At 66.0% G+C, this 20,005-nt stretch carries 14 protein-coding genes and 1 pseudogene; 8 read left to right on the top strand and 7 right to left on the bottom strand.

What is annotated here, in order from left to right; all coding sequences use genetic code 11:
• Positions 1-135 precede the first annotated feature (135 nt).
• The 3 genes from QAT43_RS07380 to QAT43_RS07390 all read right to left on the bottom strand — a co-directional run bounded on the left by QAT43_RS07380 (position 136) and on the right by QAT43_RS07390 (position 3,206).
• Positions 136-741, bottom strand: a complete 606-nt coding sequence (locus tag QAT43_RS07380; RefSeq protein WP_305042411.1) for an acyl carrier protein phosphodiesterase — start codon at positions 739-741, stop codon at positions 136-138.
• A gap of 1 nt (position 742) precedes the next feature.
• Positions 743-1,807 carry a hypothetical protein gene (locus QAT43_RS07385; RefSeq protein WP_305042412.1) on the bottom strand — a complete coding sequence of 355 codons (1,065 nt, stop codon included), beginning with the start codon at positions 1,805-1,807 and terminating at the stop codon, positions 743-745.
• A 76-nt stretch (positions 1,808-1,883) separates the two neighbouring features.
• Positions 1,884-3,206: a M23 family metallopeptidase gene (locus tag QAT43_RS07390; protein ID WP_305042413.1), complete on the bottom strand. Its 1,323-nt coding sequence runs from the start codon at positions 3,204-3,206 to the stop codon at positions 1,884-1,886.
• A gap of 218 nt (positions 3,207-3,424) precedes the next feature.
• On the opposite strand from QAT43_RS07390, the gene QAT43_RS07395 reads away from it, so the two are divergent.
• Together QAT43_RS07395 and QAT43_RS07400 are read left to right on the top strand one after the other, a co-directional pair.
• Positions 3,425-4,561 (top strand): M20/M25/M40 family metallo-hydrolase, encoded by a 1,137-nt coding sequence (locus QAT43_RS07395; RefSeq protein ID WP_305042414.1) that lies wholly within the window; start codon positions 3,425-3,427, stop codon positions 4,559-4,561.
• The gene (locus tag QAT43_RS07400) at positions 4,558-5,733 is read left to right on the top strand and encodes an aminotransferase (RefSeq protein WP_305042415.1); all 1,176 of its coding nucleotides are present in this window, start codon (positions 4,558-4,560) and stop codon (positions 5,731-5,733) included. Before QAT43_RS07395 ends, QAT43_RS07400 begins: the two co-directional genes overlap by 4 nt.
• Before the next feature lie 8 nt (positions 5,734-5,741).
• Here QAT43_RS07400 and QAT43_RS07405 read toward each other — a convergent pair whose 3' ends face one another.
• Positions 5,742-7,052, bottom strand: a complete 1,311-nt coding sequence (locus QAT43_RS07405) for a hypothetical protein (protein WP_305042416.1) — start codon at positions 7,050-7,052, stop codon at positions 5,742-5,744.
• Between the two features lie 78 nt (positions 7,053-7,130).
• On the opposite strand from QAT43_RS07405, the gene hrpB reads away from it, so the two are divergent.
• Positions 7,131-9,662 carry an ATP-dependent helicase HrpB gene (gene hrpB, locus QAT43_RS07410; protein WP_305042417.1) on the top strand — a complete coding sequence of 844 codons (2,532 nt, stop codon included), beginning with the start codon at positions 7,131-7,133 and terminating at the stop codon, positions 9,660-9,662.
• A gap of 38 nt (positions 9,663-9,700) precedes the next feature.
• Here hrpB and QAT43_RS07415 read toward each other — a convergent pair whose 3' ends face one another.
• Positions 9,701-12,655 carry an insulinase family protein gene (locus QAT43_RS07415; protein WP_305042418.1) on the bottom strand — a complete coding sequence of 985 codons (2,955 nt, stop codon included), beginning with the start codon at positions 12,653-12,655 and terminating at the stop codon, positions 9,701-9,703.
• Positions 12,656-12,899: 244 nt separating this feature from the next.
• Here QAT43_RS07415 and can point away from each other — a divergent pair, with 244 nt between their 5' ends.
• Positions 12,900-13,544, top strand: a complete 645-nt coding sequence (gene can / locus QAT43_RS07420) for a carbonate dehydratase (protein WP_305042419.1) — start codon at positions 12,900-12,902, stop codon at positions 13,542-13,544.
• A gap of 107 nt (positions 13,545-13,651) precedes the next feature.
• Here the strand turns inward: can and wrbA are convergent, their stop codons facing one another.
• Positions 13,652-14,269, bottom strand: coding sequence for an NAD(P)H:quinone oxidoreductase (gene wrbA / locus QAT43_RS07425; protein ID WP_305042420.1), 618 nt, complete (start codon positions 14,267-14,269; stop codon positions 13,652-13,654).
• Positions 14,259-14,522 (bottom strand): hypothetical protein, encoded by a 264-nt coding sequence (locus QAT43_RS07430; RefSeq protein WP_305042421.1) that lies wholly within the window; start codon positions 14,520-14,522, stop codon positions 14,259-14,261. Before QAT43_RS07430 ends, wrbA begins: the two co-directional genes overlap by 11 nt.
• 176 nt (positions 14,523-14,698) lie before the next feature.
• Here QAT43_RS07430 and QAT43_RS07435 point away from each other — a divergent pair, with 176 nt between their 5' ends.
• The 4 genes and pseudogenes from QAT43_RS07435 to QAT43_RS07450 all read left to right on the top strand — a co-directional run.
• Positions 14,699-16,579 (top strand): ATP-binding cassette domain-containing protein, encoded by a 1,881-nt coding sequence (locus tag QAT43_RS07435; RefSeq protein ID WP_305042422.1) that lies wholly within the window; start codon positions 14,699-14,701, stop codon positions 16,577-16,579.
• A gap of 183 nt (positions 16,580-16,762) precedes the next feature.
• Positions 16,763-19,078: a cation:proton antiporter domain-containing protein gene (locus QAT43_RS07440; protein WP_305042423.1), complete on the top strand. Its 2,316-nt coding sequence runs from the start codon at positions 16,763-16,765 to the stop codon at positions 19,076-19,078.
• A 207-nt stretch (positions 19,079-19,285) separates the two neighbouring features.
• Positions 19,286-19,573, top strand: coding sequence for a hypothetical protein (locus QAT43_RS07445; protein WP_305042424.1), 288 nt, complete (start codon positions 19,286-19,288; stop codon positions 19,571-19,573).
• A 140-nt stretch (positions 19,574-19,713) separates the two neighbouring features.
• Positions 19,714-20,005, top strand: a pseudogene (locus tag QAT43_RS07450) (protein translocase subunit SecF); the annotation flags it as partial.

Raw genomic sequence — 20,005 nt, forward strand, 5'->3', positions numbered from 1 at the left:
CCAACGTCAACCCCTCGAACCATGGCGAAACGCGCATGCTTGCCTCCCTGGATAGCCAAAATCGTTGATAATGACAGCGGAATTGTCCCTGGGAGTCTAGCAAGGGAGGGGTGAAGGTCAAGGCGGGTGGCGCGATTATCTCGCGGGATTGAGGGGGAATGACTCCGGCGGATTCTTTTGCAGGAAGGTTTGCGCGTCCAAAAGAAAGAGGCGGCAATCCTCGGCGAATTGGGGGTAATCGGCCAGCAGGGCCGACAGACCCCGGGCGAGGGGGGTGGGGCGCGACAGGCGCGCGGCAAGTCGTTCCAGCACACGGCCGACGACGTCGATCTCGCGGTAGGAGACCAGCCAGTTGTGCCGGATCATGCGCGGCGCCACCTCCTGCAACCCGGGGGGCAGCCGGTCGAAGTGCGCTTCGAGCAGGGCATGGACGTGCGCGGCGAAGTCCGCCAGGGGGCGCGGGTGGTGGCGCTCCCAGTCGCGGGCGAGGAGATGATCGTAGAACACGTCGACCAGCACGCCCTTGCAGTGGCCGAAGCTCTCGGGGAGTCGGCGCTTGCTGCGGCGAAAGTGGGCATTGCCCTGGGCGAAGGCGTCGATGAGGCGGTGCTGATGAAGGCCGGCGCGGATGTCCGCGGGGATACTCTCGTCCAGGGCGCCCTTGACGAAATCGCCCATGAGGTTGCCGAGCAGCCCGCCGTCGCTGCCGTCGGAGAGGTAGAGATGGACCAGGTAATTCACGTCAGGTCATGAGGATCTTGTTGCGCAGGATGAGGATCTCCAGGGCCAGGGTGGCTTTCTGCACCACCTTTTGCAGTTCGAAGAAGGCGTCGTTGATCTTGTCCGCCGGACCCGCGACATAGAGAATGCAGATGACGCGCCCCTGCATGACGATGGGAAGCAGCAACGCGGTTTCGGGAAGCCGCTGGTGGAGCGCGCGAAAAATGCCCTGGTCGGCGGGCGTGTCGGGCGGGGTGCCGAGATAAAAGCTGCGGGTTTCGACGACGGTCTTGAGGATCGAGGGCTGGTCGAGGTTCAGGGAAAAGCCCTCGAATCCCGTCACCGGCTTGCTCTTGATGCGCGCTTGCCAGCCACTTGCCTGCTGGTTGCGTACCAGGAAGAACGCGGCATGCTCGAAGCGTTGACCGACGAAATCCAGAACGCGCGCGGCCACCTCCTCGCGCTTCCGAATATCAGCCAGGGCCGAGGACAGCTGATCGATGGAATAACGGTTGACGCTTTCGCGCCAGGAACCCGACGCATTCCCTTGCGGATTTTCCTGATGCGCCCGCGCGGGTGTCGGCCCAGGGGCTTTGGGCGGAGCCTCGCTTCGGCGCTTGAGGACCTGCTTGATGACGGGAATGTAGCGCTTGTCGCGCTCGATGCCGTAGTGCTTCTCCAGGGCCAGCACCAGGCTGACCTCGGGCGCGACCATGGGGCGAATGGCCATGCCGGTGATGAAGCCGATTTCATCCACCGCGCGCAGATCGCCGGGATCCATCATGACCAGGTGCAGGCGCATTTTTTCCTGGTGAAAGGGAACGACCTTGTATTTGGTCGCCAGTTCCACCGGCAGCAACTTAATGGTGCCGGCGGGGATGTCGAGCAACTGCTCGCTGCCGGCGTAGGGCACATGAAGCTTGCGGCTGAGCAGGCGGGCGATGTCTTCTTCCTCGGCCAGGCCCATTTCGATGAGGTTGGTGCCCAGCTTGCCGCCGAAGATGGTCTGGAATTTGAGGGCTTCGTCGAGTTCGTTAAGGGTGATCAGGCCGGTTTGCACCAGCAGGGTCCCGAGTTTGATGGCCATGCAACCTCTCCGGGGGAAAATGCCAAGAGGGCATTATCGGAGATGTTCGGTTGTTTGGCAAGGGCCGGGAACGATCCTAGCGCGTGGAGGGGTCGAACTGGGTTTGGCGGAGTTCGCCGCCGTCGATGCGAGCCAGCAGGGGCGCGGCGGCGGCCTTGAAAGCCGCCATGTTATCCCGGGAGATGGCCGGCGCCGAGGGTGGCTTGATTTTGTGGGGATTGACCGGCTCGCCGCCCTTGGTCATGCGGAAGCACAGGTGTGGGCCGGTAGCGAGGCCGGTGGCGCCGACGTAGCCGATGACCTCGCCCTGCTTGACCTTGCGTCCCTGGGCCATGCCCTTGGCGAAGCGGCTCATGTGCAGGTACATGGTTTCGTAGCCGTTGGTGTGGCGCACCTGGATGAAATTGCCGTTGCCCTTGGTGCGGCCGATACGGGCGATGGTGCCGTCGCCGACGCTCATGATGGGGGTACCCGTGGGCGCGGCGTAGTCGATGGCCGGATGCGCCTTCCAGCTCTTGGTGATGGGATGGAAGCGGCGCAGGGTAAAGCCCGAGGAAATGCGGGTGAATTCCAGGGGCGCCTTGAGAAAGGCCTTGCGCAGGCTCTTGCCCTCGGGGTCGAAATAGTCGGCGCGGCGTTCGCCGTCCTGGAAGCGGATGGCGCGGTAGGTCGTGCCCTGGTTGACGAATTCCGCCGCCAGCACCTGGCCGTAGCCGGCCGGCGCACCCTCGCGGTAGCGCTTTTCCACCACCGCCTGAAAGGAGTCGCCTTCGCGGATATCGAGGATGAAGTCGATGTCCCAGGCGAAGATATCCGCCAGGGCGATGGCCAGTTCGGGCGACTCGCCGATCCGCGTCACGGCGCTGAACAGGTTGGAGGAGATGGTCCCGCCCACCACCTCGACTTCGACGGTGTAGGCGATGGGAACGCGGCTGATTTCGAATTTCTCGTCGATCTTGCGGATCAGCAGCTGCTCGTTGCGGTCGATTTCGTAGAGAAAGCTCTCGAATCCCCCGTCGTCGAGACACACCTGGTAGGGCTGGCCGACGCACAGGCCGGTCAGGGGGAAAACGGCTTTGCTCTTTTCGCTGAGGCGGTGGATTTCCTGGGAGGACAGATATTCGCGGAGCAATACCGAGAGGGTTTCCCCCGAACGAATGACGCCGGAAATGGTCTCGCTGGTACTGGCCGGCACCTCCTCAAAGTCCTCGAGGGGCGCGACCTGGGGTGGGCCGGAGGGCTCGGCGGCGATGCGCGCTTCCGTCGGGGTGATGCCGGAGCGCAGCAGGATCAGGGCGAGGGATAGAACCAGGCAGGCAATGAGGATCGCCGTCGGCAGGCGCCGGGAGGCTTTGCGCCGGGCCGTGGAGCGGGTGGGCGGATTGTAATCCATGGTCATGGCAAAACCTTTGCCGATTCCTGGGGACGCGAGCACCAGAGGCCGCGCGTCCGTTAAGAAGGAAGGATTAAATCCGTCGAATACTAGCAACCTTTTTCGCCGTTTGTCCAGCCCGAATTGTCCGCCAAGGGCCTTTTCTTCCTTGGCCAACTAGGGTACAACTGTAGCCGTTCCCTTTGGGGATTTTGCTGAAAATACCCGCGTGACGAGGTCCGTTCATGATCAATCAGGCACGTATCGCTGAGGAATTCGCCCGGCTGGCGGCCATTGCCAGCCCCTCCTTCGGCGAGGGAGAAATCGCCCGCTATTTGCAAGACCGTCTGACCCGCCTCGGCGGGCAGGTTCGTTTCGATGGCGCCGCCGCGCGCATCAACGGCGAAAGCGGCAACCTCATCGCCCATTTCCCCGCCGCCGGGCGCGAGATCCCGCCTTTCATGCTCTCGGTGCACATGGATACGGTGGAACCGGCGGCCGGGGTGCGGCCGGTGCTGCGCGACGGGGTGTTTACCAGCGCCGGCGACACGGTGCTCGGCGCCGACGACAAGGCGGGCATCGCCGAGATCATCGAGGCCCTGGACGTCATGCGCGAGCGCGGCATCCCTCGCGGGCCGGTGGAGGTGGTGGTGACGGTGTGCGAGGAAGTGGGGCTGCTGGGCGCCAAGCACCTCGATTTTTCCCTGATCCGGAGCCGTCGCGGCCTGGCCCTGGATACCTCCGGGGTGGATCTGGCCATCCATCGCGCGCCCTGCGCCAACAAGCTGCGCATCGAGGTGCTCGGCCGCGAGGCCCATGCCGGAATCGCTCCGGAAAGGGGCATTTCCGCCATCGAGGTGGCGTCGCGCGCCATCGCCGCCATGCGCCTCGGACGGGTCGACGAGGACACCACGGCCAACATCGGCACCATCAGCGGCGGCCAGGCGACCAACATCGTCGCCAAGCGCGTGGTGCTCGAAGGCGAGGCGCGCAGCCATGATCCGCGTCGCCTGGAGGAGCAGACCGAGCACATGGTCGGCTGTTTCCTGGCGGCGGCGCGCGCGATGCGCAAGGAGATCGACGGCGCCCTTGTCGCCGCCGAGGTCACCTGGGAGATCCTCTCCGATTATCCGATGATGCACGTGTCCCTCGATGCGCCCGTGGTGCGCCTGGTGCAGGAGGCCGGGCTGGCTTTGGGTCGTCCCATCACCGTGCGCTCCGCCGGAGGCGGCAGTGACGCCAACATCTTCAACGCCCACGGCATCGAGACCCTGATTCTCGGCACCGGCATGACCAACGTGCATACCCTCGACGAATCGGTGAGCATCGCCGATATGTCCCAGGTGGCCGAATTGCTGGTGGAAATCCTGCGGCGCGCATGAAATTCCCCATCAACCCCCACATCCGCGAAGTCGGTTTTCCGCCCATTTCCGAAGTCTGGGAATGGGTGGCGGCGCGCCGCCATCCCCAGGACCGGCCCTTGGTCGATCTGTGCCAGGCGGTGCCCTCCTATCCGCCGGCGCCCGCCCTGGTCGAGCACCTGCGCACCCGCCTCGACGAACCCGCCACCTACCGCTATTCCCCGGACGAAGGGCTGCCCGAGGTGCGCGAAGGCCTGTGCGCGTATTACCGCCGGCGCTACGGCGCGGTCATGCTGCCGCGCAACCTTTGCCTGACCATCGGCGCGAGCCAGGCGTTCTGGCTGGCGCTGGTCACGCTGTGTCGCCCCGGGGACGAGGTGGTGGTGGTCGTGCCCTATTATTTCGACCATGTGATGGCCTTGGACATGCTCGGCATTCGCGCCGTCTTCGTGCCTTTTGACGAGGAGCGCGGCGGCGTGCCCGAGGTGCGCGCCCTGGCCTCGCGCATCAACAGTCGCACCCGTGCCCTGCTGCTGGTCACCCCCAGCAACCCCACCGGCGTGGTGACGCCGCCCGAGGTGCTCGCCGAAATTTTTCACCTGGCGCAAAAAAACGACGTGGCGCTGATCCTCGATGAAACCTACGGCGAGTTCATTGCCGGCGGTGCGCGCCCCCACGAGCTGTTCACCGATCCGGCCTGGGAGGATCATTTCATCCACATTACCTCCTTCGGCAAGACCTTCGCCCTGACCGGTCTGCGTGCCGGGGTGCTGGCGGCCTCTCCCGACTTTCTCCATCATGCCCTCAAGGCGCAGGACACCATGGCGGTGTGCGCGCCGCGCCTCACCCAGCAGGCCATTCTTCACGGCGTGGAGCATCTCGGTGACTGGGTGGCGGCCAACCGCGCGCGCATGCAGCGGCGCCACGACCTGTTCGTCGAGCAATTCCGCGCGCCCGGCAACCCCTTTCGCCTGGTGGCCAGCGGCTCGTTTTTCGCCTGGGTACGCCATCCCTTTCCCGGCCACACGGGGCGTCAGGTCGCGCGCCTGCTGCTCGAAGAGGCGGGCGTGCTGACCCTGGGGGGGGAAATCTTCGGGCCGGGCTTAACGCCCTACCTGCGCATCGCCCTGGGCAATGTCAGCGAGGACGGCATCGGCGAGGCGGTACGGCGCTTCCGCGAGTTCGTGGTTTAAGCGCCGGTTCAGCGCCGCTCGATGGTGTAGAGCCGGCCGTCGTCCAGGCGCACCACGAACTGCGGCCAGCCCGGATTGAAAAAGATGTGCGAGGCGAGGGTATTGCTGACCTTCACGGCCTGGCCGATGCGCTGCAGGGGCTGCCAGGCCCGGTCATGGCGCGCGAGGAAGATTTCCGCGCCGCGCTGGTTTGCGGCTTCCCCATGGGCGCGGCAGCCAGCCCCCTCGAACATCAGCAGAACGCCGCCGTCGGCCACCAGCCCGAAGGGGCGCACGCGTTCGGTGTAGGCGGGCAGGGCGACAAAGGACAGCCGGCCGTCGCCGGCGATTTCGGCGATGCTCAGCTGCGCGCCCTTGTCGAAGAGATGGGGCGTGGTCGTCGTCCCGGCGGGTGCCGGGCAGGTGCCGCCGATGAGGCGGCCTTGCTCGTCGCTCAAGTGGAAAATCTGCTGGCGGACATTCTGATAGGCCAGCAGGATGAGCTTGCGCTCCAGGTCGGCGACGGCCGTGAGGTAGGGAAATTCGCTCTCCGGCGCATGCTCTTGCCGGCGGCGATCGATGAAATCGGTTTGCAACCCGTCGACCCTGAGCCCTCCGGCCTCTTCCACCAGGCGCAGGGCGGTGATTTCCCGGTAGCTGTCGCGTTTGAGAAAGGCCCAGACGCTGCCGTCGGCGGGATGCTGGGCCAGGGCCCAGCGGGTGGCGACGGGAGTCCCGCCGTGCCCCGGGATCCGCAGGGGCGCAAGAGTTGTCCGGCGGCCTTCGGGCGAGCGGTAGAGGATGCCGATTTCGAGATGGCGATCCTCATGCCGGGTGAACTGGTGCCAGACTCCGACCAGCGCGCCATTGGCCAGGGCGATGAGGCCTCCGGGCCGGGTGGCCTCATCGCCGACGGCGATTTCCTCCACCAGGGTCAGCGCGTCGCTGTCGCCCGCCGCGCCATTCAGGCGGTAATGGCGCAACTGGGTGCGCCCCAGCACGCCCGACCACAGCCAGAAATCCTCGGGCGCGGTAAAGACGTAGCCGGCGTTGGCGCGATCATTGGGCGTCAGTTTGCCCGGCAGGCGCAGGTGCTTTTCCCAGCCGGCGCGGTCTTGCAGGTAAATCCAGTCCTGGCCCGAGGCGTCATGATAGAGCAGCGCCGAACGATTGCCCCAGGCCGCCAGGGGGCCCAGACCCCAGGGCGTCAGATTGCGGCCGGCGCGCGGATTCTCGATGGCGTAGGCGACGAGGTTCCTGGCTTCTCCCCAAGCGGGACCAGAATGCAACAGGCTCAGGGTCAGCCAAATGACCATCCCCAGCCAAGACGTTTTGTTCACGGTTGTTCGCTCCTTTCTCCTGGGCGGCGCGCTCCATGGTCGCCGCTCTGCACCTAGTTTACCCGCTCCGAGCCGCTTATGACGAAAATCGCCTTGCCCATCGACGCGGTTCTGCCGTGCCTGCGTGACGCCCTGGCAACCCGCGACGCCGCCGTGCTTCAGGCGCCGCCCGGCGCCGGCAAAACCACGCGCGTGCCCCTGGCGCTGCTCGACGAGCCCTGGCTGGCGGGGAAAAACATTCTCATGCTCGAACCGCGCCGCCTGGCGGCGAGCAACGCGGCGCGTTACCTGGCGGCGCAGCTCGGCGAGGACGTGGGCGGGCGGGTCGGTTACAGCATCCGCTTCACGCGGCGGGTCTCGGCGCGCACCCGCATCGAGGTGGTCACCGAGGGCATCCTCACCCGCCGCCTGCAAACCGATCCCTCCCTGGAGGGTGTGGGCCTGGTGATTTTCGACGAATTCCACGAACGCAGCCTGCACTCCGACCTGGCCCTGGCCCTGTGCCGCGACGCCCAGCAGGGCCTGCGCGAGGATCTGCGGCTGCTGGTCATGTCCGCCACCCTCGATGCCGAGCCGGTGAGCCGCCTGCTCGGTGACGCGCCCCTCATCACCAGCGCCGGGCGCGCCCATCCCCTCGACATCCGCTACCTGGACCAGGATTCCCAGGGGCCGCCGGAAGAGGTGGCGGCGCGGGCGGTGCTGCGCGCCCTTGCGGAAACGCAGGGAGACGTGCTGGTGTTTCTGCCCGGCGCACCAGAGATCCGGCGCTGCTGTGCGGCTCTGGCGCAGGCCGGCGCAACGCGGGAGGTGGACCTTTGTCCCCTGTACGGCGATCTGCCCTTTGCCGAACAGGAGCGGGCGATTCTGCCCGGAGCGCGGCGCAAGGTGGTGGTGGCGACCAATATCGCCGAGACCAGTTTGACCATCGAAGGCGTGCGGGTGGTGGTGGACAGCGGCCTGGCGCGCCAGGCGCGATTCGAGCCGGGCAGCGGCCTGACCCGCCTCGAAACGGTGCGTATCTCGGCCGCCTCGGCGACGCAGCGGGCGGGCCGCGCTGGGCGCCTCGGGCCGGGAGTCTGCTATCGCCTGTGGAGCGCGGCGACCCAGGGCAGCCTGTTGCCCTTCACCCCTCCGGAAATCCGTCAGGCCGATCTTGCCGAACTGGCCCTGGATCTGGCGCGCTGGGGCATCAGTGACGCGCAAAGCCTGAGCTGGCTCGACCCGCCATCCCCCGGTGCCCTGGCCGGAGCGCGGGAGCTGTTGCGCGCCCTCGGGGCGCTGGACGATGCCGGGCGCATTACCGCGCGCGGAGCGGCCTTGAGTGAACTGGGCGCCCATCCGCGCCTGGCGGCGCTGATGCTGCGCGGTCGGGATTTGGAGGTGCCGCGCCTGGCCTGCGATCTGGCGGCGCTGCTGGCCGAGCGCGACGTTCTGCGCGGCGCGGGGGAGGCCCGGCATACCGCCGATTCGGATTTGTTCGCACGCCTTGAGGCTTTGGAACGCTGGCGCGGCTCCCAGGGCCGCGACCTGCCCGCCGGTGCGGACGCCGGCGCCCTGCGTGCCGCGCTTCAGGCCGCGGGGCAATGGCTGGGGCGCTTGGGGGCCGCAGCCGATGCCGAGCCGGTTTCCTGGGGGGTGCTGGGGCGTTTGCTGGCGGCAGCCTATCCTGATCGCGTCGCCCGGCAGCGTGAGCCCGGCAGCGACCGCTATTTGCTGGCCAACGGGCGCGGCGCGCGCTTGTCGCGTTTTTCCGCTCTGCAAGCACCGCCGTTTCTGGTGGCCGTGGAAATTTTCGGTGGCGAGCGGGGCGAGGGGGATATTCGCCTGGCCAGTCGGCTCTCGCGCGAGTTGCTTGAGGACGAGTTTGCCGCGCGCCTTGGTTGGCGCCGCGAGGTGGGCTGGGATGAGCGCGAGGAGCGCGTGACGGCTCGCGAGGTGCAGGGACTGGGGGCATTGATCTTGCGCGAGCGACCCGCCCAGGCACATCCCGAGGAACGAACGGCGGCGCTCCTCGCGGGGATCAGAAGGCTGGGACTGGAGGTGCTGGGCTGGAGCGCCGAAAGCCGACAGTTTCTGGCCAGGTTGCGATTTCTGTCCGGTCAGGACCGCGAGGGCTCCTGGCCCGAAGTCGCGCCGGACGTCTTGCTCGACACCCTGGACGAGTGGCTTGGGCCGTTTCTCGACGCCTGTCGCGGCCGCGCCGACCTGGAACGTCTCGATCCGCTGGAGGCGCTGCATGGCCTGCTCGATTGGCCGCGCCGCCAGCGTCTGGAGCGCGAGGCGCCCACCCATCTCGCGGTGCCGAGCGGCTCGCGCATTCGCCTGGATTACGAAGTCGAGGGCCCACCGGTGCTGGCCGTCAAACTTCAGGAGCTCTTCGGCCTGGCCGAAACGCCGCGCCTGGCCAGGGGACGGGTGCCGGTGCTCATCCACCTGTTGTCCCCCGCCCGGCGACCCCTGGCCGTCACCCAGGACCTGCGCAGCTTCTGGAACAACGTCTATCCCGAGGTGAAAAAGGAGCTCGCCGGCCGCTATTCCAAGCATCCCTGGCCCGATGACCCCTGGAACGCCCCGGCCACCCGTTTTACCAAACCTAAAAACACGTCGTAGGGGCGAGGCCGTGCCTCGCCCCTACGCCCGCCCATCGTTCAAATCTTGCGAATCTCCAGGCCTTCCTCGCCCAGCTCTTGGTTCGCCTGCTTGAGACTGTCTTCCCCGGCCAGCACCGACACGGCGCTGCGCCCGCGTCCCTCGATCAGATACGCCTGGGCGAGGCGCCGCAGGGTCGCACGGTCGGTGGCCAGCACCTTGCGGCGCAGTTCCTGGCGCATCTCCAGGCTAAGTCCCTGGCGGGTGTTGGCGAACTCGCGGTAGCCGCGTCCGCCGGGGGAGAGGGGCTTGTCGATCTCGCCGAAAACCGCCAGGATCGCCTCCTTGATGTCCTGATCGCTGAAGCGGCCGGCCGCCGCCCAACTCGCCGCCTCGTCATAGACGCGCAGGGTGCGGGTCAGATGGGGGTCGCGGTAGGACAGCAGGGAGAGCAGACCGGTCTCCGGGTTGGATGAGGCCATGCCGCCGTAGGCGCCGCCCTTCTCGCGGATTTCGCGGTGCAGGTAGCCGGCCTTGAGCAGCTTGGCCAGCACCATGAGCCCGCCGCTGTCGGCATGGGTGTAGGCCACGGTGGGGAACACCCGGGTCACGTAGGCCACCGGCACCGACGCCGCCCAGCCGCGCCGCGCCGGGTGGGGCTCGAAGGCCGACGGGTCGTGCGCCGGCGGCGCCCCGGCGGGCAGGGCGGCGAGAAATCTTTCCAGGGCCGGCCGCACCTGGGCAAAATGGCGCGCCTCGGCCACCACCGCGCAGCTCAGGCGGTTGCGCCGCAACAGTTGGGCGGCGATGTCGCGCATCTGTCCGGCGAGGGCATCGAGTTGCGCGTCCTGGAGCGCGGCGGCCTGTTTGGCCAGGGCCACCAGTTCCAGGCCCGACCAGGTTTCACGCAGGCGCGCCGCGGGCGACAGATTGGCGGCGGCGGCGCGGGCGGCATAACTGTGCCCGGCCGAGGGAATGGAGTTCTCCAGGGTGGTTCGGATCTGGCCGAGCACCGTGCGCAGCCGCTCGCGGTCGCTGAAGTCGGGCGCCGCGCAGATGTCGCCGAGAATGGCGAAGAGCTTGTCCTGGTTGCGCTCCAGGGCCTTGCCCCGGACCTGCACCAGGGCCTGGAAGCGGCGCGGGTCGGCGGGGTCCTCTAGAACCTCCGTCGAGAAGGAAATCCCTCCCGTGCCGGCTTCCATGCGCTCGGCCATCTCCAGGTAGCTCAGGCCGGCGGCGCCGATCTGGGTGAGCAGCGAGCAGAACAGGGGCAGGTAGGGCAGGTGGCGCGCATCCAGGGTCCGGGCATCGAGGTGGGCGATGAAATAGCCGATGCCGTTGGTCGGCTGGTCGAACCAGTGCACGGGCACATCGCCTTGTTGATCCGGGGTCGAGGGCACCGCCGGTTCCTCGGCCGGAATGTCCGTTAGTTCCAGGGTCGGCAGACAGGAGACATCTTCCTCGGTCTCCTGCGCCTGCTTGAGTTCCAGGGCCTCGGCGACCAGGCGCTGTTCATCCGCGGGGCTCAGGGACGCGCGGATGTCCGCCAGGCGCGCGGCGATCTGCTGGTCCTCGCGCTCCTGCTGCTCGGGATCGGGGCGCAGGGTCAGGGTGACGCGATGAGGATTGTCGAGCAAATGCCGGCGGATGAGAGTCTCAAAGAACGGCCCGGCGTCGAGCTCGCGGCGCAGACGCTCCAGATGCTCGCCGATGCGCAGACCGGAGAGGGCGTCGCCGCAGTGCATCCAGGGGCCGAGCATGCGCATGCACAGCAGCAGGGCGTAGGGATAGCTGTCGCCGCTGACTTCGCGATGGCCGAATTCATAACGATGAATGGCTCCCTCGATGCGCTCGCGGGAAAACCCGGTGCGCGCCACTTCGCCCAGGGTGTCGAGCACCAGCTTCTCGATGGCTTCGCTGTGCTGCGGGTCGGTGCCTTGCAGTCCGGCGGCGAACAGCGTGGTGCGGTAATCGTCGTGGTAGCCCGAACCCGGCACCAGATTGGTGCCCAGGCGCGAATCGAGCAAGGCCTTGTAGAGGGGCGCCGCCGGGTTGCCGAGGAGCAGCACCGAGAGCAGGTTGAAGGCCAGGCGCTCGAAGCTGTCCGCGATGTCGCAGGTCAGCCAGGCCACCTGCACCATGGAGCGGCGCTCCAGGGGCTCGCCCGGGGCCAGGGCGAAGGTTTCCGTGACCCGCTTGGGCGCGCTGTAGCGCTGCTCCGGCGGCACCTCGGAGGACAGGGGGCGCGCCTGAAACTCCTTGAGGGCGCGCTCCTCGATGACGCGCAGGTGCTCGCGCAGGGGCAGGTTGCCGTAGGTGAAAAACCAGGCGTTGCTTGGATGGTAGTAGGCGGCGTGAAAATCACACAGGGCCTGGTGGGTCAGGTCGAGGATATCCGCCGGTTCGCCGCCGGAATTATGATGGTAGGTGACCGTGGGGAACAGATGGCGGTTGAGGCGGCGGCCGATGAGGGAAGAGGGGTCGGCCATGGCGCCCTTCATCTCGTTGTAGACCACGCCCTTGAATTCCAGGGGCGATGCGGGGTCGGCGGGATCGGCGAATTCGAGGCGATGCCCTTCCTGGCGAAAATTCATCGCGCTCAGGCGCGGAAAAAACACCGCGTCGAGGTAGATGTCCATCAGGTTGTAGAAGTCCTTGGAGTTCATGCTGGCGAAGGGATAGAGCGTCCAATCGCTGGAGGTCAGCGCGTTCATGAAGGTGTTGAGACTGCGCCGCAGCATGGAAAAGAAGGGGTCGCGCACCGGAAAGCGGCGCGAGCCGCACAATACCGTGTGTTCGAGAATGTGGGCGATGCCCGTGGAATCCTGGGGCGTGGTGCGCAGGCCCACGGCGAAGAGGTTGTTGGGATCCTCGTTGGCCAGGTGCGCCATGCGCGCGCCCGTCGCCAGGTGGCGCAGTTCGATGAGGGTCAGGTTGAGTTCGGGCAAGTCGCTGACGGCCGTGACCTCAAAGCCGTGCAGGCGCGTGCCGAGTTGGGGAATTTCAGGCATCATGAAAAATCCTTTCCAAATAGGCCAATGCCGATTGTCTAAAGCATACCGCCGATCGGCGCCGATTTCAGGGGCTTCGAGAGAATTTCCACGCGTTTAGAATTCTGTTACAAAAAAAGTAAGGAATCGCGCCGCCGCCGGGCGGGCTTTATAGCACGAAGGAAGGGGGCGCGGGGAATTTTTTATTTGCACTAAAAAGTAAAACGTGTTTTTGATACGCAATCGACTTTGCAGGAGGAGCGACGCCGTGAACAGACTTCAGGATCTTTTCGACAAAAACCGGCAGTGGGCCGAGGGACGCACCCGCCTCGACGCGGATTTTTTCGCGCGCCTCAGCCGCCAGCAGGCCCCCAAGTATCTGTGGATCGGCTGCTCCGACAGCCGGGTGCCGGCCAACGAGATCGTCGGCCTGGATTCGGGAGAACTCTTCGTGCACCGCAACGTGGCCAATGTGGTGGTGCACACCGACTTCAACTGCCTGTCCGTCATCCAGTATGCCGTCGAGGTGCTCAAGGTCGAGCACATCATCGTCTGCGGCCATTACGGTTGCGGCGGTGTCAAGACCGCCCTGGGCGGCAGCCAGTACGGGCTTATCGACAACTGGCTGCGTCACATCAAGGATGTCTATACCCTGCATCGCCGTCGTCTTGAGGAAATCACCGACGAGCAGGAACGCGTCGACCGTCTGTGCGAAATCAACGTCATCCAGCAGGTGGCCAACGTCGCCCACAGCACCATCGTGCAGAATGCCTGGCTGCGCGGCGATTCCCTGACCGTGCACGGCTGGATCTACAGCCTCGCCGACGGCCTGCTCAAGGATCTCGGCATGAGCGTCGACGGCCCCGGCCAGGTGCCCATCATCTACCGCATGGGCGATGGCGACTGCTGCTGAGGCTTGCGCCCGCGAAGAACCAAAAAATGCGTCCCCGCCGCGCGGCGGGGACGCATTTTTTTTGGTTTCTCTTCCCCCTTTGCCAAAGGGGGAGCGAGGGGGATTTCTCAGCCCTTGAGCTTCTTGGCGATCCGCGCCACATGCCGGCCCTGGAAGCGGGCGATGGCCAGTTCGTTGTCGCTGGGCAGGCGCGACCCGTCGCCGCCGGCCAGGGTGCCGGCGCCGTAGGGCGATCCGCCGGTGATTTCGTCCATGGTGAGCAGGCGCTGCTCGCTGTAGGGCACGCCGACGATGATCATGCCGTGGTGCAGCAGCGTGCTGTGGAAGCTGGTGATGGTGGTTTCCTGGCCGCCGTGCTGGGTGGCGGTGGAGGTAAAAACGCTGCCGACCTTGCCCACCAGGGCCCCCTTCATCCACAGCCCGCCGGTCTGGTCGAGAAAGTTGCGCATCTGCGCCGCCATGTTGCCGAAGCGCGTCGGCGTGCCGAAGATCACCGCGTCGGCCTCGGCAAGATCCTCGACGCTTGCCTGGGGGATTTGGGCAAAGGTGGCGCGCGCCTGCTTGGCGCCGGATTTTTCCAGGGCGGCCTCGGGCACCAGTTCGGCCACCTGGAGCAGTTTGGCCTCGCAGTCCGCCACCTCGCTCACCCCTTCGGCCACCGCTTCGGCCATGCGGTAAATGTGCCCGTACATGCTGTAGAAAATGATGGGGATCTTAACGCTCATGGGAGTCCTCCTGTTTGGCGTCTGAGTTTTTGCGGCCGCGCGGCAGGGCAGGATCGTCCAGAGGCGTGGGACTGCAGAGACTCTCCTCGTCGTTGGCCCGGGCGCCGCAGTTGAAGCAGGCAAAGCGCGGTTGATCGGCCCGCTTGCGGATATCCTCGGTGCGCCCCTGCGCAATGAGAGCGCACATGTGGCTCTGGTGGCCTTGCGGTTGGGTGCAGAGATTGTCCTCGGTGGTGGGGTATTTGATCGCCATGGGAGCGGGCCTCCAGATTTTTTTCAATCCCCCAAACATAGCGCAGATGCGGCCGATGTCCAGCCGCAGGGCGCCTGAACAGGAGAAAATGCGCGCTTGCCGCCGCCGTGCCGATGGCCTACTATGCCCCTTCAAGCGACAGGGCACGACCATTTATCCGATTCAGGACCCCCCTCATGGCTTTGATCACACTCCACCAACTGCACCTTGCCTTCGGCGCCGCCGCCCTGCTCGACGGGGCGACCCTGACCATCCGAGAGCGCGAGCGCGTGTGTCTGCTCGGGCGCAACGGCGCGGGCAAATCGACTCTGATGCGCGTCATCAACGCGGACCTCCTTCCCGACGGCGGCGAGATCATGCGGCGTCAGGGGTTGCGCACCGCCCTGGTTTCCCAGGAGGTGCCGGCCGGCATCGAGGGCAGCGTCTTCGATGTGGTCGCCGCGGGCCTCGGTGAACAGGCCGCCCTGCTGGCGCGCTTTCATCAAATCGGCCGCCAGTTGGCCGAGGATGCCTCGGCGGCGCTGCTCGACGAACTCGGCCGCCTGCAGAAGCGCCTGGAGGAGACCGGCGGCTGGGAACTGCATCAACGTGCCGAACAGGTCATCAATCATCTGCAACTGCCCGCCGACCAGCCCTTCGCCAGTCTTTCGGGCGGGCTCAAGCGGCGCGTCATGCTCGGGCGGGCGCTGGTCGCCGACCCCGACATCCTGCTGCTCGACGAGCCGACCAACCACCTCGACCTCGACACCATCGCCTGGCTCGAGGATTTTCTCGTGCGCCGCGACAAGGCGCTGGTCTTCGTCACCCACGACCGCTCTTTTCTGCAGCGGGTGGCGACGCGGATCGTCGAGCTCGATCGCGGCAATCTCTCCAGCTGGGACTGCGACTACGCCACCTATCTGGCGCGGCGCGAGGAGCAACTGGCCGCCGAGGAAAAGCAACAGGCTGAGTTCGACAAGAAACTCGCCCGCGAGGAAGCCTGGATCCGTCAGGGCATCAAGGCGCGTCGCACGCGCAACATGGGGCGGGTGCGCGCCTTGCAGCAACTGCGCGCCGAGCGCCGCGCGCGGCGCGAACGCACCGGCACCGCCGCTCTTCAGGTTCAGGAAGGCGAACGCAGCGGGCGGCTGGTCATCGAGGCCGAGGGGCTCGGCTACACCTGGGACGGCCGGCCCCTCATCCGCGATTTCTCCACCACCATCCTGCGCGGCGACAAGGTCGGCATCATCGGCCCCAACGGCTCGGGCAAGACCACGCTTCTGCAACTTTTGCTCGGTGAGCTCGCTCCCCAGCAGGGCCGGGTCAAGCTCGGCACCAACCTGCAAGTCGCTTATTTCGATCAGCTACGCGCCCAGCTCGACGAAAATCGCACGGTGCACGAAAACCTCGCCGAGGGCAACGATTGGGTCGAGGTCGGCGGGCAGCGCCGCCACGTCATGGGCTATCTGCAGGATTTTCTCTTTCCCCCCGAGCGCGCCCGCTCGCCGGTGCGCACCCTCTCCGGCGGCGAGCGCAACCGGCTGCTGCTGGCCAAGCTCTTCACCCGCCCCGCCAATCTGCTGGTGCTCGATGAGCCGACCAACGACCTGGATCTCGAAACCCTCGAACTGCTCGAGGATCTGCTCGTGGACTTTTCCGGCACGGTGCTGCTGGTCAGCCATGACCGCGCCTTTCTCGACAACGTGGTGACCAGCACCCTGGTTCTCGAAGGTGAGGGCAAGGTTGGGGACTACGTGGGCGGTTACGAGGATTGGCTGCGCCAGCGGCCCCAACCCGAGGCGCCGCCCAGGGTTGAAACGCCACGGACCGAGCGCCGCGCGCCCAAGGAGCGGCCGCGCAAGCTCAGCTTCAAGGAAAAGCAGGAGCTGGACAGTCTGCCGCGGCGCATCGAGGAACTCGAAGGCGAGCAGGGCGAAATCCATGCGCGTCTCTCCGACCCGAATTTCTACCGCGGCGGCGGCGGCGAGGTCGCCGACCTGCAGACACGCCTGGCGCTCATCGAGGACGAACTGGCTCAGGCTTACCTGCGCTGGGAGGAACTGGAGGCGCTGGGCTAGTTCACCCGGACTAGTTCGTCCTGGGGTCGCAACCCCCATGACCAGGGGCGCTTTTCGCCGTCCCTGGCCGCTTGACTGGCGCCATGAATGGCGCCAGACACCCTTGCCATGGGGGCTGCAACCCCACGCCGGGTGCATGGATACGTTTTTATCTTTTTTCCAACAACCTGACATCGCCAAACCATGGACGGAATCAATTTCATTCAGGATCTGGCCGTCGTCCTGCTCAGCGCGGGCCTCGTCGGCATTTTGTGCAAGCGCATCGGTCTGTCGGTGATCGTCGGCTATCTGTTGGCCGGCATCCTCATCGGTCCCCATACGCCGCCCTTCTCCTACATCCTTGACATCGCCCGCATCGAAACGCTCTCCCAGGTTGGGCTGGTGTTTCTCATGTTTGCCATCGGCCTGGGCCTGAGTCTCACCAAGCTGCAGAAAATGGGGGTGGGGCCGCTGATTGCGACGGCCCTGGGGGCGTTTTTCGTTTTTAACGTCACCCAACTTCTCGGCAAGGCCGTTGGCTGGAGTTCCCCGCAGAGCCTGTTCGTCGCGGGGATGCTGATGGTGTCGAGTTCGGCGGTGATCGCCAAGGTGATCAAGGACATGAATCTCGGCCACGAGCGCGCCGGGCAGCTGGCCCTGGGGATCACGGTGCTCGAGGACGTGGTGGCGGTGGTCATGCTGGCCATCCTCGGTGCCCAGGCAACCACCCTGGGAGGCGCGTCGACGGGGGTCGGCAGTTTGCTGACCAGCTTGACGACCTTCGTGGTGCTGGTGGTCATCGCCGGGCTGCTCCTGGTTCCCCGCCTGTTGCGCCGCCTGGAAGCCAAGGCCGATCCGGAATTGCAGACCATCGTGGTTGCCGGGGTGCTGTTCCTCATGGCGCTGTTGGCGGTGAAGGCGGGCTATTCCCTGGCCCTGGGCGCCTTTCTGCTGGGGGCCATCGTTGCCGACATGCCTCAGAAAAGCGGGGTGGAAAAAGCGTTTACCGGCATGCGCGACATGTTCAGCAGCGTCTTTTTCGTCGCCATCGGCATGATGATCGATGTGCGGCTGATGCTCGAGGTCTGGCCCTGGATTCTGGGCTTGGGCCTGTTTACCCTGCTGGCGCGCGCGGTTTCGACCGGCCTCGCCCTCACCCTGGTCGGCACGCCGCCCCAGGAGGCAAGGCGGGCGGGGTTGCTGCTCATGCCGCTGGGCGAGTTCACTTTCGTTATCGCCCAATTGGGCGTGGTGGCGGGGATCCTGGGGCCGGAAATGTATCCCATCGCCGTGGGCGTCTCGATTTTTACCGTTCTGGTCGCGCCGCTCATCAACCGCCACGCCGAGCCCCTGCTGCACGCCATCGGTCGCGTCGAACCGCGCTGGCTGCGGCGTCTGCTCGAGGCCTACCATCAATGGCTGGTGCAACTCGGCAACGCCCGGGGCGGGCGTCTGTGGTGGCAGCTCAGCAAGAAGCGCCTCACGCATATCGCCCTGGAAACCCTGTTTATTACCGGCGTACTGATTTTTTCCGAGCGGATTCTGGGCGCCTTGCGCAAGAGTTCCCTGGCCGACACCCTGACACCGGGCATGCTGACCCTAGGCTTTTGGATGCTGGTCGGCGTTCTGGTGCTGGTGCCCCTGATCGCCGTCTGGATCAACCTCGCGGCCCTGGCACGGATCTTCGCGCGGGTCGCCGGGTCACGACGCTTCATCGGGCCCATCGTGGAAAACGGGGTGAAAATCCTCAGCGTCCTGTGCATCGGTTCCTGGCTGCTCTCCATGCTGCCCACCGAATCCCTGCCGAAGTGGGCCTGGCTGGCCATCGCCGGCGTGTTGGCCTCCGGCCTGGTGGTCTTCTCGCGGCGCCTGCTTTATTGGCATGGCCGCTGGCAGAATTCCCTGGACGATGCCTTTGGTGACAACCCGCAGCCCGACGATTCACGCCGACACCCCTGGCTGGAGGAATCACGCGGTTGGGAGATTCAGGCGCAGGATCTGGTGCTGCCGGAACGCGCGGCCTGTTCGGGCAGCACCATCGCCGAGCTGCGGGTGCGTTCGCGCTTTGGCTGTTCCATCGCGGAAATCAATCGCGGCGGGCACACCCTGGTTTCCCCCGATCCCAGCCAGGTGCTTTACAGCGGCGACCGGCTGCTGCTCCTGGGCACGTCGGAGCAACTCGCCGCCGCCCGCCAAGGGCTGGAACAGCTACGCGCCGGGGAGGCGCAGACGGATTTCGAGGATGCCCGGCTCGAAACCTTGATCGTGCCTCCCGGGCCGCGGATCGGGCAGTCCCTGGCCGAGTTGGCCATCCTTCGGCAGACCGGGGTGCTGGTTGCCGGCATCCGCCGCGGCAAGGACAAGATCATCAATCCCGTCGGCCAGGATCGCCTGGTGGAGGGCGATGAGCTGCTGGTGCTGGGCTCTCCCCAGCAGATCCGCAATTTCAAGGGTTGGCTGTTGTACTACTGTGCCGAGGGCGGGGAGTTCGACGAAGCAGTTCATCTTACGGAAACCTGAGAACGCGGGCGCCTGCGCCCGCCCGCATAATCCCATTGGACTTTTTCCAGCGCACGGGAGTATGATGCTTAGCATTGGTTGCAGCAAGGCGCATCGCATTCAGGCCCAGTAGAATAACCGTCCATGTCCGCAAACTTTTTCTTGCGCCGGGGAATCGCCGCCCGGGTCCTGAGACCCGGCCTCCTGATTCTGCTGGCGCTTTGCTTTTTGACGCATCCGGGCAGTTCCTTCGCCCAAGGGCCTCTGTCAGGCTGCGTCGATCTGCTCTCGCCCCCGGCGGCCGCGCCCGATCTGGTGGCGGCCTGCGTCCAAGCTCCGGAGCTGCGGGAATTCGCTTCAACGCCCTGGTTCCCGCCGCCCCCCCAGGATGATCTGGCGGCGGCCCCTCTGGCCGCAGGCCAGTCCTTTACCCCCGATCAGGTCCAACGACCGACCGCAAAGACTCATCTCACCCCGGCCCTGCCGCGTCCACCGCCCTTCGCGCCTCTTTCCTAGATAAAAGCTGATTTCGCGCGCCGCGCGGGTTTCTTGACCCGCCGCCCGCCCATGCCCCGCGAATTTCCGCCGCCCGTGCGCCTGGCGTGCCGGCCAGCGGGGTGATGCATCCTTTTTCGGAAAGAAAGCGAGAACTTTTCATGCAAGTTTTCAACCCGAGCAGTCATTACGATTTCGTCGGTAAAAATCGTATCGCCCTGATCCTGTCCTTGGCGATCATTCTCGCGGGCCTGGTGTCCCTGGCGATCAAGGGTGGACCCGCTTTGGGCGTTGATTTCGCCGGCGGCACCCTGGTCGAGGTGCGATTTGTCGTGCCCACCCAGGCCGGCGAGATTCGCGACGCCCTGGGGACTCTCTCCCTGGGAGCCTTCACCGTGCAGCAGTTCGGCGACGATCCCAACGACTTCCTGATCCGCGTCCAGCAAACGCAAG

This window comes from Geoalkalibacter sp. (assembly GCF_030604225.1).
Lineage (GTDB): Bacteria > Desulfobacterota > Desulfuromonadia > Desulfuromonadales > Geoalkalibacteraceae > Geoalkalibacter.